The organism is Pantoea sp. ACRSB, from assembly GCF_022346905.1.
GTDB classification, from domain to species: domain Bacteria; phylum Pseudomonadota; class Gammaproteobacteria; order Enterobacterales; family Enterobacteriaceae; genus Pantoea; species Pantoea piersonii.
The window spans coordinates 87,113-101,612 of sequence record NZ_JAKRNL010000001.1 but is presented as its reverse complement, the minus strand read 5'-3'; the positions used below and the strand labels follow the sequence as shown (position 1 = coordinate 101,612).

Genomic DNA, 14,500 nt, shown 5'->3' with positions numbered 1-14,500 from the left:
GGGTTTTGAAGAGAATGTTTCACCATCAGGCAATCTTTGCACCTGAATCGGGCAAGGCGATCTTCCCCAGTGAGGAGAGATCAAGATAGCCCGCTAAATCGCGCTGTTCGGCACGCGGCAGATAAGGCAGTTCCCCCAGCAGCGGCGCATTGATACTGTCGCTGAGCACGTCAATCAGCTCAGCGTAGTGCGCCAACCCTGGATTGATGCGATTTGCGACCCAGCCCGCCAGCGGCAGCCCGTCGCGCGTTATCGCCTCGGCGGTTAGCAGCGCATGGCTGAGACAGCCCTGTTTGATGCCCACTACCAGCACCACCGGGATATGGTGTTGCTCCACCCAGCCGGAGAGCGGCTTCGCATCATTCATCAGGCTGCGCCAGCCGCCAGTTCCCTCGATTACGACGCAATCGGACTGCTGCTGCAGGCGCTGCAAACGCTGGCTGAGTAACGAATAGTCTACAGGCTCACGCGGCCGAATGCAGACCTCATCTTCTTCGTAAATCAGTGGATTAACAGCGTCGTAAGGCAGGGATAGCGTTGAGCTGCTCTGCAGAACCAGCGCATCCTTACTGCGCAGGCCATCAGCGCTGCGTACGGCGTTTCTGGCAACCGGTTTGAAACCGACTGCGCTCAGGCCGGCGCGTGCGAAATACTGCAGAAGCGCGCGTGAAACCACGGTCTTCCCTACAGCGGTGTCGGTGCCGGTAATGAACAGATTTTTCACCCCACTCCTCCTCAACTAAACGGTTTTGTTTTACAAAAAAGCAAAACGCATTGTAGGGAATGCGGATGGCAGGCGGCTTGCGTTAGCGCAAAGTTCAGTCGCGCTTAACCTTGCAACAATTTCACTAACAGGTAGCCGCTGTAGAGCGCATCTTTAATCAGCGCCGCCGCGCCAAGGGTGCCAGGCTCGTCAAATTCGGTCGGCGCGAGCTGAATTGACTCGCTGTAGGCGGGCAGCGCCTGCTGTCGGATGGTGCTGCTTACGGCGGGAAACAGCACCTCGGCAGCCTGATTGAGCGGCGAGCCAATCAGAATATGTTGCGGATTGAAAATATTAACCATCATCGCCAGCATCCGACCGACATGATGCCCGACGCCTGCGATGGCGTCGCGTGCCAGCCGATCGCCCTGACGGGCCGCCAGACAGAGCGACTCCAGCGTTAAGGGCTGCTGATGCAGCACGCTCTCTGGCTGCGTGGGCAGCCGCTGCGCCGCCAGCGCCAGCAGGCTGCCGGTGCTGGCGACCGTCTCCAGACAGCCGTGATTGCCGCAATAACACTGCTGACCGTAAGGGTCGATCTGCGTATGCCCAATCTCCACCAGCGCGCGGCCGCTTTTATGCAGCAGCTGGCCGCCGCTGATCACGCCTGCGCCGACGGTGTCATCAATCACAATCTGAATCACATCCTGCGCGCCGCGCGACGCGCCGAACAGCGACTCCGCCAGCGTCCAGGCGGAAATGTCGTGCTGCACGAAAACCGGCACCCCGGTGCGCTGCGCCAGCGTATCGCCCAGCGGCATCTCCTGCACCTCATAGCCCGGCAGGCGATGCACTACGCCTGAGGCGGCGTTGATCAGTCCGGGCAAGGTAATGGCAATTGCCGTCAGCCGTTCCAGCTTGCGCTGATGGCGCATAAAAAAGGCGTCCACCCGATCAATCAGCGACGTCAGCAGCGGCTGCTGCGCTTCGTTAGGCAGCGGCGACGTCTCCTCTACCAGCGCGCGGCTGCTGAGATCGCGCAGCGTCAGGGTCAGCGCGCCATGATGCAGACGCACTGCCAGATAGTGCCAGGCCAGCGTGTCGAGAATCAGGCCAATCGCCGGTCGTCCGCGCGACCCCGGCTCCTGAAATTCCGTTTCCTGCACCAGATGGGCATCGAGCATTTCACGCACGATTTTGGTGATACTGGCAGGCGCCAGCTGCGCCAGCCTGGAAAGTTCGATACGCGAAATCGGACCGTAGAGATCGATCAGGCGGTAAACAACGCCTGCATTAGTCTGTTTGATCTGGTCAATATGCCCAGGCTGACTCTCCAGCTTCACGCCCTGCTCCCGGTTATTTTCGCGCTTCTAAATAAACAGCGACTATGGTGAGGCAGATTGCGGTTGAGCGTCAAACATTTGATTTGAAATGTGATTTGCAGCACATAAAAACCGGGCTTTGGTTAAGGTCTGGCCCTTAATTTTCGCCAGCAGGCGACAGAAGCTGCATCATATTGCGCATCTGCATCGAGGGTTCGCGCTCGCCAGACCAAACCAGCCACACCTCCGACAGCGCATCCTCTTCCCTGAGCGGCAGCCAGACCACATCAGCCAGACGCGCGCGGGCGAACGAGGCGGGCAAAATCGAGACGCCGAGACCGGTCGCCACCAGGCCGAGGATCGTCATCGCTTCGCCGACCTCCTGCATAATGTAGGGCTTGATATGGTAGCGGTGCAGCAGACTGAGAATTTCACCGTGCAGCGCCGTTCCCCCCTGCGGATCGAAAAAGACAAAGGGTTCGTTCGCCAGATCGCTGATGGAGATAGACTCCGCATCCGCCAGCGGGTGCGCCCAGTGCACCACCGCGCGTAGCGGCTCGCGCAGCAGCAGCTGATGCCGTAAATCGGACGGTAGCGCCGTGTTGCGCATTACCCCCAGGTCGAGCTGCCCCTCATGCAGCGGGGCAAGCTGCTGGCGCGTATTAATCTCCTGCATCTGAATATGCACCTGCGGCCAGCGCTGACGGAACTGATAGAGCGCGTCCGAGACCAGACCGGTAAAGGGCGCGGAAGAGGTGAAACCGATGCGCAGCTCGCCCTCTTCGCCGCGCTCAAGCCGCGCCGCGCGCCCGGCCGCCTGCTCCACCTGCTGTAAAATGGCGCGTGCATCGCTGAGAAACTTCTGACCCGCCGGCGTAAGCTGCACGCTGCGGTTGGTGCGTGTAAACAGCTTCGCTGCTATCTCCTGCTCCAGCTGCATGATCTGCTGGCTAAGCGGCGGCTGGGAGATATTCAGCCGCTGCGCCGCCCGGCCAAAGTGAAGTTCTTCCGCAACCGCCAGAAAATAGCGCAGGTGACGCAGTTCAATATTCATATTTTCAACATATCAATTGAGATTATTAATATATTAGACAACCTATTGACGCTTTCCTAGAGTAAGCCTGTTGCTTTTATATGAGGAATTAACGTGCGTCGCTCTTCTCAGGCGGTCACCCTTGACGATAATGAGTTAGCCGACTCTGCCGCGGTTTCGCCGGCTTCATCGTCCGTATGGATTAAACGCGGCACGCCGCAGTTTATGCGCGTGACCCTGGCGCTCTTCTCCGCCGGTCTGGCGACCTTTGCGCTGCTTTACTGCGTGCAGCCTATTTTACCGGTGCTGTCGGCGCAGTTCGGCGTTTCGCCCGCCGAAAGCAGCATTTCGCTCTCTATCGCAACCGGACTGATGGCGTTGGGTTTGCTGGTGACAGGCCCGCTTTCCGACGCCATCGGGCGTAAGAACGTGATGGTGACGGCGCTGATGCTGGCCGCGCTCTGTACGCTGGTTTCCGCGACCATGAACAGCTGGCATAGTATTTTGCTGATGCGCGCGCTGACGGGCCTCTCCCTCAGCGGCGTTGCCGCCGTCGGCATGACCTATCTGAGCGAGGAGATCCACCCGAGCGTTATCGCGTTTTCCATGGGGCTTTATATCAGCGGCAACTCTATCGGCGGCATGAGCGGCCGACTGCTGAGCGGCGTGCTGACCGACTTCTTTTCATGGCGCATCGCCATTGCAGTGATTGGCTGCTGCGCTCTCGCCTCGGCGCTGATGTTCTGGCGCATTCTGCCCGCTTCGCGTCATTTTCGACCGGCGTCGCTCAAGCCGCGCAGCCTGATGATCAATTTCCGGCTGCACTGGCGCGATGCTGGCCTGCCGCTGCTGTTCGCCGAAGGCTTTCTGCTGATGGGCGCCTTCGTCACGCTGTTCAACTATATTGGCTATCGCCTGCTCGGCGCGCCCTATCATCTCAGCCAGGCGATTGTTGGCCTGCTCTCCGTGGTTTATCTGACCGGCTCCTGGAGTTCCCCTAAGGCGGGCGCGCTGACGATGAAGCTGGGTCGCGGTCCGGTGCTGCTTGGCGCGACGGCCCTGATGCTGGCGGGCCTGTTGCTTACCGCATTCAGCGCAGTGTGGTGGATTTTACTGGGGATGATGCTCTTTACCGCCGGCTTTTTCGCCGCGCACTCCGTCGCCAGCGGCTGGATCGGCCCGCGCGCGCGCCGCGCTAAAGGTCAGGCGTCATCGCTCTATCTCTTCAGCTACTATGTCGGTTCCAGCGTAGCCGGTACCCTTGGCGGCGTGTTCTGGCACAGCTATGGCTGGGCAGGCATCACCCTTTTTATCTCCGCGCTGCTGCTTCTCGCCCTGCTGGTAGGCTGGCGCCTTCAGCAAAAAAACCTGTAACAACTATCACCAAAAAGGACGCAGATGCGTCCTTTTTAGCCTGTTAAGCCTTAGTCGACCGACTAATCAGTACCAGCAAGAAAAAAGCCGTTAATCCCCGCTATAATCCCTCTCACTCCAACAATAAATGTTTTTTTATTCACAGCAATGAGGATGTCCCTGTGGGCCATTACTATTACGTTTCTAAAATTTCCGGCTATAACGATAACCATGTGGTGCACGCCGCAGGCTGCCAGTATCTTCCCCCGCTTGAAGCGCGCCTGTTTCTTGGCACTTTTTACACGGCGAATGCCGCTATCCAGCAGGCGCGCAAGTACTACCCTCGAGCGCTGGGTTGTGAGGCCTGTTGTCCGCTGCCGGTAAAAAAAAACCTGAGGAGTCAGAATAGCGTGGCACTAAAGCATATCGCCTGACTCTGATTATGCTGGCCTGAAAGCAGAGGTCAGCCGCGGGCCTGACGCCGTTGCGCCAGTTTGTTAAGATTTTGCATGTTTTTCCAGTAAGGTAGAGTTCTTCTTCCTGTTGCATGAGCAGACTATGCGCGAAAAATATGCCGCTTCACAAATTACCCTGCACTGGCTGACCTTCCTGCTGGTCGCGCTGGCTTACGCCACTATTGAGCTGCGCGGCCTGGCCCAGCGCGGCTCCTGGCAGGGCTACGCGATGATTATCACTCACTTCAGCGCAGGCTTTACCGTTCTGCTGCTGATGGTGGCGCGCCTGTTTTTACGCACGCGCCACCGCACTCCTGTCATAACGCCGCCCATCGCTCGCTGGCAATCGGGTCTGGCGCATCTGGTGCACACGCTGATTTACGCCCTGTTTATTACCCTGCCCATTCTGGGGCTCACGTCGCGCTATCTGCGCGGACGCGACTGGTGGCTGTTCGGTATTCCTATGCCGGTCGCGAGCGAACCCAATTTCGACCTTTCCGATAGCTTAATCGACTGGCATGAAACTCTGGCGCCGCTGGGATACTGGCTTATCGGCCTGCACGCCCTGGGCGCGCTGTTCCATCACTATTTTCTTCGGGACAATACGCTCACGCGGATGATGCCAGGCAAATCTTCTCATCGATAACCGCTTTTTATCGCCCGCCGGTCGGGCGATAAAAAACTTTCAGGAATAAAACTGCGTTTCAGCGTTCCCCTTACCGTGCAAATCCTCCACAATAGTCGATAATTTGTGACGCAAGTCACTATCGTGGATGTGAAAGCCGCATCTGTTTGCTGTTGTTCTGACTAATTTTATTTTCATGCAATCAACTACTGTATCCCGTAAAACGGCCTGGCTACGCGTGGTGCTGCTGGCTATCGCCGCCTTTGTTTTTAATACCACTGAATTTGTGCCCGTTGGCCTGCTCTCGGACATCGGCGCCAGCTTCAGCATGAAAAGCGCTGACGTGGGCATTATGCTCACTATTTATGCCTGGGTAGTGGCGCTGCTTTCGCTACCACTGATGCTGCTTACGCGTAATATCGAGCGACGCATACTGCTTTCGGTGCTGTTTCTGATCTTTATCGCCAGCCATGTGCTTTCCACCTTTGCGTGGAGTTTCAATTCGCTGGTGGTGTCGCGCATCGGCATCGCGCTGGCGCACGCGGTCTTCTGGTCAATTACCGCCTCGCTGGCGATACGCGTTGCGCCAGCCGGTAAAAAAACCCAGGCGTTAAGTATGCTGGCGACCGGCACCGCCCTGGCGATGGTGCTGGGCGTACCCATCGGCCGCGTAGTGGGACAATATCTTGGCTGGCGCACCACCTTCGGCATGATTGGCGTCTCGGCACTGGTTCTGATGGTGCTGCTGGCGCGCATTCTGCCGCGTCTGCCGAGCGAACATACCGGCTCGCTGAGCAGCGTCCCGATGCTGTTTCGCCGACCGGCGCTGGTGAGCATGTATCTGCTGGTCACGCTGGTGGTCACCGCGCACTATACCGCCTACAGCTATATAGAGCCGTTTATGCAGTTTGTTGCGGACGCGGATGAAAACTTCACTACGCTGCTGCTGCTGCTGTTTGGCTCTGCCGGTATTCTGGGCAGCGTGCTCTTTAGCTCGCTGGGCAATAAATTCCCTTCCGCGCTGCTGATCGGCGCGATTGCGACCATTACGCTCTGCATGGGGCTGCTGATTTTTGCCGCTGTCCGTCCGGCAGCAATTTCGACGCTCTGTATTCTGTGGGGCATGGCGATGATGATGATCGGGCTGGCGATGCAGGTGCGCGTGCTGTCGCTGGCGCCAGATGCAACCGATGTGGCGATGTCGCTGATGTCAGGCATCTATAATATCGGCATCGGCGCGGGCGCGCTGCTGGGCAATCAGGTTAGTAAACATCTGAGCATGGCAGACGTCGGCAATATCGGCGGGCTGCTGGGACTGGTTGCGCTGTTCTGGTGTATCGCTATCTTCCGCAGATATCCGCAGCTGCGCAGCAACGGATAAAAAAAGGGGCTTCAGAATGATTTTCTGAAGCCCCTTTTTACTGACTTAGTTAAGGCTGGCGGCGGTGCCAGACAGCCTGCTCGCGCCAGAGGTCGAAGTGATGCGAAAAGACTTTACGCGGCCATTGTCCTGCTTCCCCGACAGCTGCTGCTCCAGAGAAATCAGGCTGCTGCTGCCGCTGACGTTCACCGTTACGGCCTCGGTCTGATAATAAGGCGCAGCTTCTGGCTGTTGCGCCGCGCCGCTGGCAAATGAAACCACGCCAAGCAACGCTGCCAGTAGACTATATTTCACGCTTTTCATCTTCTCTCTCCTGCTCTCCGACGCGACTCACTTACTGATAAATCACCGCTGTGCCGTGCAGGTTGTTCTGACCGGAGGTAGAGGTGATGCGGAAAGATTTCGCGCCTGCGGCATCCGCTTTCGCGTTCAGCTGCGCTTCCAGTGAATCAAGGTTGGCACCGCCCTGCGCGGAGATTGTGCCTACCGGCGTCTGATGCAGAGGATCGCTGACAACCTGCTCAGCAGCGAAAGCACCAAAAGTCAGGGTAGTAAGGGCCAGCGCGGCCAGGGTCAGTTTAGTGGTTTTCATGATATCGGCTCTCATATTCGGGTTTGAAAAGGTGTCGTTAAATTAATTAACGATCGTTAAATAAATAGTAGTGCATGCAGCGACCTTGCGTCAATATTTTTTTAGCGATCGTTATTTTAATGCGGAAGTGGCGTGATTATGGGCTTTGACGCCCTTTTGCACTTAACCATAAGGGGGAAAAGCACCGCGTGCGGCACAAAATGATAACCAGCTTCCGTTGGGAGGCCGGCTGGCTTGCATATTTTCTTAATGATCGGTAATTTAATAGAGCCTTTTACAGAAGTGAGGATCTATGAGTCAGCAATATGATGAAGCACAGAAGAAATGTCGTGGTCGGCCAAGAACCTTCGATCGGGACGCTGCGCTGGACAAAGCCCTGACGCTGTTCTGGACTCACGGCTATGAGGGTACCTCTCTTTCCGATCTGGTTGCCGCTACCGGTGCGAAAGCACCTACGCTTTACGCCGAGTTCGTGAATAAGGAAGGCCTGTTCCGCGCCGCGATGGAGCGCTATATCGAGCGCTTTAGCGCCTGGCGCAATGCTGCGCTACAGGATGAGAATAAATCCGTTACCGAAGCGATTGAGGGCTGGTTCCGCGCCACGGCGGCCTGCTTTACTGACTGCGATACCCCGTCGGGCTGCTTTTTTATCTGCACCTCGACTGCGCTCTCTTCGTCATCAAGCGAGATTGCCCATATGCTGCGCCAGCAGCATGACGCGCAGCAACAGACCCTGCTGGATTTCCTGGCCGCCCGTCAGCAGCGCGGCGAAATCCCGGCGCAGGTCGATATTCTTTCTCTGGCTCGCTATCTTGCCTGTATGGTGCAAGGCATGTCGGTGCGGGCGCGTGAAGGTGCGCCGCAGGGGGATCTCGATAATATTATTGATACGCTGATGGCGATGTGGCCAACGCTGACCGGTCAGTGTATGAAGTCGCGCTGAATATTTTTACGCTATGAAGTAATCAGGGCGGGTAAGTCCCCGCCCTCTGTCACAATCGCCTACTCGAGAAAAAAGACCGGTTTTAACGGCTGACTGATCGGGCTGTTGTCAGGATTGCTCGGCATCAAATCTTTCATTGACGCCCACCAGCGTTGACACACTTCCGTTTGCGCGACGGCATTCCAGCGCTCCTCCGACTCTATTTCCACGCTGGCAAACAGCAAATTACGTTCGGCATCTAGCCAGATAGCGTAGTTGTGCGTGCCGTGTACCTTCAGCGTTTCCGCCAGTTCCGGCCAGATGGGCGAATGGCGGCGCTCATACTCCTGATGGCACTCCGCATTGACCTGCATGACAAAGGCTTTACGAAGCATTGGCTGGCCCTGCGTCAAGAGCGGCCTGCCAGGGCTTAACGTTGAAGCGTTTGCCCAGCGCGACCAGCTGTTCGGTTGTGATGCTCTGTCGAATACCGCCCATCGACAGAACCTTTACGATCACTTCAGAGGATTTCTCCGCCGTGTCGATCAAGCCGAAGGTTTCATCCAGCGTCGGCCCAGCGCCAAAAATACCGTGGAACGGCCACATCACAATGCTGTGCGACGCCATCTGATCGGCTGTCGCCTGGCCAATTTCATCCGTTCCCGGCACCATCCAGGGCAGAATACCGACGCCGTCAGGAAACACCACCAGACACTCAGTGCTGCCTTCCCATAACAGACGAGTAAAGCGTGCCGAATCGAGATCCACCACATAGCTCAGTGCCATAAAGTTCGTCGCGTGGCAGTGCATAATCACGCGGTCCGCGCCGCCGGAGACCGCTTTACGCACGCTATGGGACTGAAAGTGCGCCGCCAGCTCTGAGGTAGGCAGCCCGCCGTTAGCCAGTCCCCAGTGAATCTTGTACGACAGCCCTTTCTCATCAATCTTTAACAACGCCAGAGAGTCAGCCGGATCGAGCTGTACATTGCGGAAAAATTTGCCGGAGCCGGTAACAAGGAACCAGCAGTTCGCCAGCTCAGGGGCCGGTTTCGTCAGCTCAACGCAGCGCGGCTCCGCGTAAAAGTCGGCAGCGAACGGCGCTGTTTCTTCCTCAAGCAGGCGCAGCGATACGTTGCCGCCATTACGTTCGTCCCAGCCCTTCAGCCACATATCGCTGGTCGCTTTAACCATTCCCTGAACAAACCAGGATGAAAGAATGCTTTGCATAGTGAATCCTTAACGTTGGCTCAGAATTTGTTTTTCATAATCGCGGACACTGCTTAACCAGCTGGCATCGGCGGGCACGTCGTGATGTAGACACCATGCCTCCCATACCGCCTGCCACGGCAGCGATTTCTGCTCTTCCAGCAGCGCAAGACGCGCGGTGTAATCCCCTGCCGCTTCTGCCTGACGCAGGCGCTCGGTCGGTTCCAGCAGCGCGCGCAGCAATGCTTTTTTCGTGTTGCGTGTGCCAATGACCCAGGCGGCGATACGGTTGATAGAGGCATCGAAGAAGTCGAGGCCGATATGCACTTTGTCGAACAGCTGATGCCGCACGATTTCGCTGGCGATCGCCTGAGTTTCATCGTCCAGCAGCACCACATGGTCGCTGTCCCAGCGCACCGGGCGGCTGACGTGCAGCAGCAGGCGCGGCACGTAGAGCATGGCCGTAGAGATCTTGTCGGAGATCACTTCAGTCGGGTGAAAATGGCCCGCATCCAGCGTCAGCGCGGTCTGACGGCTGGTGGCGTAGCCCATAAAGAACTCGTTGGAACCGACGGTATAGCTTTCCGCGCCGATGCCGAACAGCTTGCTCTCCACCGCATCGATATGGTGCTGCGGATCGAGCTTGTCGGCGATCACCTCATCCAGCGCGCTCAGCAGTCGCTGACGCGGCGCAAGGCGATCGACAGTCAGATCCTTCATGCCGTCTGGCACCCAGATATTCATTACCGACGGCGTACCGAGCTGCTCGCCAAAATAAGCCGAGACGCGACGGCTCGCTTTACAGTGATCGATCCAGAACTGACGGATCGCCTTGTCAGGGTGTGAGAGCGTAAACCCGTCGGCGCTCAACGGATGCGAGAAGCAGCTCGGATTAAAATCCAGTCCCAGCTGCTGCTGTTTCGCCCACTCCACCCAGCCGACGTAGTGCTTCGGCTCAATGGCGTCGCGCTCTACCGGCGTATCGCTTTCCAGATAGATTGCGTGCAGGTTCAGGCGCTTAGGTCCTGGGATCAGCGACATCGCCTTTTCCAGATCGGCGCGCAGCTCAGCGGCGTTGCGCGCTTTCCCTGGGTAGTTGCCGGTCGCCTGAATACCGCCGGTCAGCGCGCCTTGCGGGTTCTCGAAGCCGCGTACGTCGTCGCCTTGCCAGCAGTGCATGGAGACCGGAACGCTATCCAGTCGCGCCATTGCCTGATCGACATCCACGCCGATATCGGCATAACGTTGTTTAGCCAGCTCAAAGGCTTGCTCAATCAGCTTTGTCATATGCGAGTTCCTTAGCAGGCTGAGTCAGCGCCGAGAAGCGTGCCTGGCAGGCACGAAAGGCGCTGTTGGTCAGCGGTTTAAATGTCTTTAATGGGAAGTTTTTTTCTACGCAGCGGCGAAAATCCGCTACGTCGGCCAGCTCGCCTAATGCGATAAGCTGGCAGCCGACATTGCCCAGCGTCGAGGCTTCGACCGGGCCGGCCAGCACCGGTATTTCGCAGGCGTCGGCACAAAGCTGGTTGAGAAACTGGTTCTGGCTGCCGCCGCCCACAATATGCAGCTGACGAAACGCGCTGCCGCGCAGCCCGGCCAGTTCGTTAAGCACTTCGCGATAGAGCAGCGCAAGGCTGTCGAAAATACAGCGCGCCAGCGCAGCGGCGGACTGCGGCACCGCCATATGCTGTTCGGCGCAGGCATTCTGAATTTCGTTCACCATGCTGTCGGGATTGATAAAGCGCGCGTCGTTAGGATTGATCAGCGCGCGACAGGCGGGCTCTTTTTGCGTCTCCGCGATCAGCGCGCAGAGATCGTCGATCTGCAGCTCGGCGCAGATCCGCTGCAGCAGCCATAGCCCCATAATGTTTTTCAGAACGCGATAGCCCTCTGCGCCGCCCTCGTTGGTGATATTGGCCTGGAGCGCAGCTGCGCTGGCGTAAGGCAGCAGGCTTTCGAATCCCATCAGCGACCAGGTGCCGGAGCTGAGATAGGCCGCATTCTCCTGGGTCAGCGGCGTGGCAAGCACCGCGCTGGCGGTATCGTGTGTCGTAACGGCGATGACCGGAATGTCGACGCCGCTGGCGTTCTGCCAGTAACCGATAACATTGCCCGGCGACGTGGGTTTGCCGAACCACTCAGGCGACGCGCCCGCCCAGTCGAGCAACTCAGCGTCCCACTCGCCGCTTTCAATATTCAACAGCTGCGTGGTGGTGGCGTTGGTATATTCCCAGTTGAGCTTGCCGGTCAGGCGATAGTGCAGATAGTCGGGGATCATCAGCGCATGGGCGGCCTGCTCTTTCCAGTCAGGCTGCTGCTGGCTCAGGGCGCGAAACTGATAAAGAGTATTAAACGGCAGAAACTGGATGCCGGTGCGGCTATAAATAGCCTCTTTGCCCAGATCGCGCAGCGCCTGCTCCATCAGCCCGTGGGTGCGTTTATCGCGATAGCTCACCGCTTCGCCGACCCGATTGCCCGCCTTATCCAGCAGCACCATATCAACGCCCCAGGTGTCGATGCCGATGCTGTCCGGCACGATGCCTTCATCGTCCAGCTGCGCCAGCCCGGCGCGGATCTCGCGCTCAAGATGGTCGAGATCCCAGCAGTCATAGCCGCCCCGACGTTCGCGAAGACTGGCGAAACGACGCACCTCGCGCAGATCGATTTGCTGTGATGCGGCGTCCCATCGGGCGAGCATCACGCGTCCGCTGGATGCGCCTAAATCAACCGCAACGATATTTCGCTTACTCATGGCCCATTCTTCCTTAGATATGATGCTGACAGAGTAAAAACGTTACGTGTTCGCCACCTTCCCCGTACTGCCAGCGCGACTATGCCGCTGGCAGGTTTGCAAAGATGTTCGTGAGAGAGATCACAGAGAAGTAAGGGCAGCAGATGTGAGCTTCGCCGCAATTCTTTTATCTGGCGGGAATATCTTGAATAAAAAGCGAATTTCCTGCGCTTCGCAGTAGAAAATTCAAGGTAAGCGGCGTGGGCGCTGAGTAGACTCGGTTACGCTTTTGTTAAACGGACGAGGCCACTATGACAATTTTACACAGCGCCGATTTCTTTCCTCAGGGTGATTACGCTATCGCTATTGAACCGCGCGTGCCGCAGCAGGCGTTTCCTGAGCATCATCATGATTTCCATGAAATTGTGCTGGTGGAACAGGGTTCGGGCATTCATGTGTTTAACGGGCAGCCACAAACGCTGTGCGCCGGTTGTGTCTGCTTCGTACGCGATCACGATCGGCATCTGTATGAGCAGACGGATAATCTCTGCCTGACCAACGTGCTCTATCGCAGCCCTGCCGCCTTTCGCTTTCTTTCAGGATTGCAGACGCTGTTGCCGAGCGAGCGAGAGGGCAACTACGCCTCACACTGGCGTATAAATAACAAAGCCATGACGCAGGCGCTGGATGTCGTGGCGAAGATGCGGCAGGATGAGGGCTGGTCTCTGGAGAAACAGGCTCGCCAGGAGCAGCTCTTCTTGCAACTGCTGGTTTTGCTGCGCGAAGCGTGCCGCAATGAACAGGCGCAGGATCAGGAAGCCCGCCTGCATCGTCTGCTCGACTGGCTTAACGATCACTACAGTGAAGATATTATGTGGGAAGCGCTGGCTGACCGTTTTTCGCTGTCGCTGCGCACGCTGCATCGTCAGATGAAGCAGCAAACAGGCAGTACGCCACAGCGCTATCTGAACCGCCTGCGGCTGCTGCAGGCGCGCCATCTACTGCGCCACAGCGATCTGCGGATCACCGATATCGCCTTTCAGTGCGGTTTCGGCGACAGCAACCACTTCTCTACCCTGTTTAGGCGTGAATTTGGCTGCGCACCGCGAGCGGAGCGCCAGCAGATGATGTAAAAAAGGAGCGAGCGATGACGCTGATACTGAGTCGGGACGACTATTTTCCCACGCCTGGCCTGCCGGTTACGGTGGCTGAACGTATGCCGCAACCCTCTTTTCCCGCTCACCGGCATGAGTTTAGCGAAATTGTCATCGTCTGGCGCGGCAACGGCCTGCATATTCTCAACGATCGCCCCTGGCTGATTACCTGCGGCGACGTCTTCTATATCCGCGACCAGGATTGCCACAGCTATGACAGCGTTCACGACCTGGTGCTGGACAATATCCTCTACTGTCGCGATCGCTTCGGTCTTGCTCTCGACTGGGGACAACTCTTGCCGCCGCAAGGCGTTGACGCGCCGGGCTACTGGCGTCTGACCACCCGCGGCATGGCGCTGGCGCGCGGCGTGATCAGCCAGCTGGAGCGCGAAAGCCGCAAAAGCGATCCCCTTTCCATTCAGCTTACGGAGGCGCTTTTTTTACAGCTGGCGCTTATTCTTCGCCGCCACGGCTATGCAGCCGATCGTCCCTGGGCGCTGCCGGAAGGCGAACAGCTCGATCTGCTGATGTCGGCGCTACAGGGCGCGGTGGCGCGCCCCTTCGATCTGGCGACCTTTTGCCAGCAAAATTCGCTGAACGAACGTGCGCTGAAGCAGCTGTTTCGCCAGCAGACCGGGATGACGGTCGGTCACTATCTGCGGCAGCTGCAGCTTTGTCAGGCAAAATATCTGCTGCGCACCCAGGATTGTCTGATCAGTGAAGTGGCGGCGCGCTGCGGCTTCGATGACAGCAACTATTTCTCGGTAGTCTTTACGCGCGAAACGGGTTTAACGCCCAGCGCCTGGCGTCAGCGGTTTGTGCCGCAGCGCTCGGGAAGCTCAGCACAGGACCGCGCGCCGTCGTGAAAAAGAGGTTGCCCTTAATTTCTCAGGCCATGCCCAGAGTCTGCTAAGCGGGTGAAAAGGCCCGAAGAGCAAAGCGTCCCGCGACAGGGATGTCGCGGGCCGAGCTGGCATGGATGCCGTCTTTTGCGTCTTTGCGATCGGGCCTTCTCACCCGCGC

Annotated in this window: 16 protein-coding genes; 7 read left to right on the top strand and 9 right to left on the bottom strand. The window is 57.7% G+C overall.

What is annotated here, in order from left to right:
• Positions 1-25: 25 nt before the first annotated feature.
• From bioD to MHZ89_RS00490, 3 genes are all read right to left on the bottom strand, one after another.
• Complete coding sequence (bioD, locus tag MHZ89_RS00500; RefSeq protein ID WP_311781414.1) at positions 26-724, bottom strand: dethiobiotin synthase; 699 nt, start codon at positions 722-724, stop codon at positions 26-28.
• A 104-nt stretch (positions 725-828) separates the two neighbouring features.
• The gene (locus MHZ89_RS00495; protein ID WP_311781413.1) at positions 829-2,046 is read right to left on the bottom strand and encodes an ROK family protein; all 1,218 of its coding nucleotides are present in this window, start codon (positions 2,044-2,046) and stop codon (positions 829-831) included.
• 136 nt (positions 2,047-2,182) lie between these two features.
• Entirely contained in the window at positions 2,183-3,079 is an 897-nt protein-coding gene (locus MHZ89_RS00490) for a LysR family transcriptional regulator (protein WP_311781412.1), read from the bottom strand.
• Between the two features lie 93 nt (positions 3,080-3,172).
• Between MHZ89_RS00490 and MHZ89_RS00485 the strand changes: the two genes are divergently transcribed.
• The 4 genes from MHZ89_RS00485 to MHZ89_RS00470 all read left to right on the top strand — a co-directional run bounded on the left by MHZ89_RS00485 (position 3,173) and on the right by MHZ89_RS00470 (position 6,872).
• Positions 3,173-4,432: an MFS transporter gene (locus MHZ89_RS00485; RefSeq protein ID WP_311781411.1), complete on the top strand. Its 1,260-nt coding sequence runs from the start codon at positions 3,173-3,175 to the stop codon at positions 4,430-4,432.
• A 161-nt stretch (positions 4,433-4,593) separates the two neighbouring features.
• Entirely contained in the window at positions 4,594-4,845 is a 252-nt protein-coding gene (locus MHZ89_RS00480) for a hypothetical protein (RefSeq protein WP_120452659.1), read from the top strand.
• A gap of 124 nt (positions 4,846-4,969) precedes the next feature.
• Positions 4,970-5,512 carry a cytochrome b561 gene (gene cybB / locus MHZ89_RS00475; RefSeq protein WP_311781410.1) on the top strand — a complete coding sequence of 181 codons (543 nt, stop codon included), beginning with the start codon at positions 4,970-4,972 and terminating at the stop codon, positions 5,510-5,512.
• A 175-nt stretch (positions 5,513-5,687) separates the two neighbouring features.
• Complete coding sequence (locus MHZ89_RS00470) at positions 5,688-6,872, top strand: sugar transporter (RefSeq protein ID WP_311781409.1); 1,185 nt, start codon at positions 5,688-5,690, stop codon at positions 6,870-6,872.
• Positions 6,873-6,917: 45 nt separating this feature from the next.
• Here the strand turns inward: MHZ89_RS00470 and MHZ89_RS00465 are convergent, their stop codons facing one another.
• Together MHZ89_RS00465 and bhsA are read right to left on the bottom strand one after the other, a co-directional pair.
• On the bottom strand, positions 6,918-7,175 hold the full coding sequence (locus MHZ89_RS00465) for a hypothetical protein (RefSeq protein WP_311781408.1): 258 nt from the start codon (positions 7,173-7,175) through the stop codon (positions 6,918-6,920).
• A gap of 31 nt (positions 7,176-7,206) precedes the next feature.
• Positions 7,207-7,464 (bottom strand): multiple stress resistance protein BhsA, encoded by a 258-nt coding sequence (gene bhsA / locus MHZ89_RS00460; RefSeq protein ID WP_120452666.1) that lies wholly within the window; start codon positions 7,462-7,464, stop codon positions 7,207-7,209.
• A gap of 292 nt (positions 7,465-7,756) precedes the next feature.
• On the opposite strand from bhsA, the gene MHZ89_RS00455 reads away from it, so the two are divergent.
• Positions 7,757-8,407: a TetR/AcrR family transcriptional regulator gene (locus tag MHZ89_RS00455; protein ID WP_311781407.1), complete on the top strand. Its 651-nt coding sequence runs from the start codon at positions 7,757-7,759 to the stop codon at positions 8,405-8,407.
• 59 nt (positions 8,408-8,466) lie between these two features.
• On the opposite strand, the gene rhaM is transcribed toward MHZ89_RS00455, so the two are convergent.
• The 4 genes from rhaM to rhaB are packed head-to-tail and all read right to left on the bottom strand — an operon-like array spanning position 8,467 to position 12,344.
• A complete protein-coding gene (gene rhaM, locus MHZ89_RS00450; RefSeq protein ID WP_311781406.1) occupies positions 8,467-8,781 on the bottom strand; it encodes an L-rhamnose mutarotase in 315 nt (104 codons plus the stop codon).
• Positions 8,771-9,613, bottom strand: a complete 843-nt coding sequence (gene rhaD / locus MHZ89_RS00445; protein ID WP_311781405.1) for a rhamnulose-1-phosphate aldolase — start codon at positions 9,611-9,613, stop codon at positions 8,771-8,773. The genes rhaM and rhaD overlap by 11 nt, the downstream gene beginning before the upstream one ends.
• 9 nt (positions 9,614-9,622) lie before the next feature.
• Positions 9,623-10,879 carry an L-rhamnose isomerase gene (locus tag MHZ89_RS00440; RefSeq protein ID WP_311781404.1) on the bottom strand — a complete coding sequence of 419 codons (1,257 nt, stop codon included), beginning with the start codon at positions 10,877-10,879 and terminating at the stop codon, positions 9,623-9,625.
• On the bottom strand, positions 10,863-12,344 hold the full coding sequence (gene rhaB / locus MHZ89_RS00435; RefSeq protein ID WP_311781403.1) for a rhamnulokinase: 1,482 nt from the start codon (positions 12,342-12,344) through the stop codon (positions 10,863-10,865). Before rhaB ends, MHZ89_RS00440 begins: the two co-directional genes overlap by 17 nt.
• A 290-nt stretch (positions 12,345-12,634) precedes the next feature.
• On the opposite strand from rhaB, the gene rhaS reads away from it, so the two are divergent.
• Together rhaS and rhaR are read left to right on the top strand one after the other, a co-directional pair.
• Entirely contained in the window at positions 12,635-13,456 is an 822-nt protein-coding gene (gene rhaS / locus MHZ89_RS00430) for an HTH-type transcriptional activator RhaS (protein ID WP_311781402.1), read from the top strand.
• Between the two features lie 14 nt (positions 13,457-13,470).
• Entirely contained in the window at positions 13,471-14,343 is an 873-nt protein-coding gene (gene rhaR, locus MHZ89_RS00425) for an HTH-type transcriptional activator RhaR (RefSeq protein ID WP_311781401.1), read from the top strand.
• Positions 14,344-14,500: the final 157 nt, after the last annotated feature.

Excerpts from the sequence above, each read along its gene's own strand:
- MHZ89_RS00490 (WP_311781412.1), bottom strand. The coding sequence starts at position 3,079 with ATGAATATTGAACTGCGTCACCTGCGCTATTTTCTGGCGGTTGCGGAA.
- cybB (WP_311781410.1), top strand. The coding sequence starts at position 4,970 with ATGCGCGAAAAATATGCCGCTTCACAAATTACCCTGCACTGGCTGACC.
- MHZ89_RS00470 (WP_311781409.1), top strand. The coding sequence starts at position 5,688 with ATGCAATCAACTACTGTATCCCGTAAAACGGCCTGGCTACGCGTGGTG.
- MHZ89_RS00465 (WP_311781408.1), bottom strand. The coding sequence starts at position 7,175 with ATGAAAAGCGTGAAATATAGTCTACTGGCAGCGTTGCTTGGCGTGGTT.
- bhsA (WP_120452666.1), bottom strand. The coding sequence starts at position 7,464 with ATGAAAACCACTAAACTGACCCTGGCCGCGCTGGCCCTTACTACCCTG.
- MHZ89_RS00455 (WP_311781407.1), top strand. The coding sequence starts at position 7,757 with ATGAGTCAGCAATATGATGAAGCACAGAAGAAATGTCGTGGTCGGCCA.
- rhaM (WP_311781406.1), bottom strand. The coding sequence starts at position 8,781 with ATGCTTCGTAAAGCCTTTGTCATGCAGGTCAATGCGGAGTGCCATCAG.
- rhaD (WP_311781405.1), bottom strand. The coding sequence starts at position 9,613 with ATGCAAAGCATTCTTTCATCCTGGTTTGTTCAGGGAATGGTTAAAGCG.
- MHZ89_RS00440 (WP_311781404.1), bottom strand. The coding sequence starts at position 10,879 with ATGACAAAGCTGATTGAGCAAGCCTTTGAGCTGGCTAAACAACGTTAT.
- rhaB (WP_311781403.1), bottom strand. The coding sequence starts at position 12,344 with ATGAGTAAGCGAAATATCGTTGCGGTTGATTTAGGCGCATCCAGCGGA.
- rhaS (WP_311781402.1), top strand. The coding sequence starts at position 12,635 with ATGACAATTTTACACAGCGCCGATTTCTTTCCTCAGGGTGATTACGCT.
- rhaR (WP_311781401.1), top strand. The coding sequence starts at position 13,471 with ATGACGCTGATACTGAGTCGGGACGACTATTTTCCCACGCCTGGCCTG.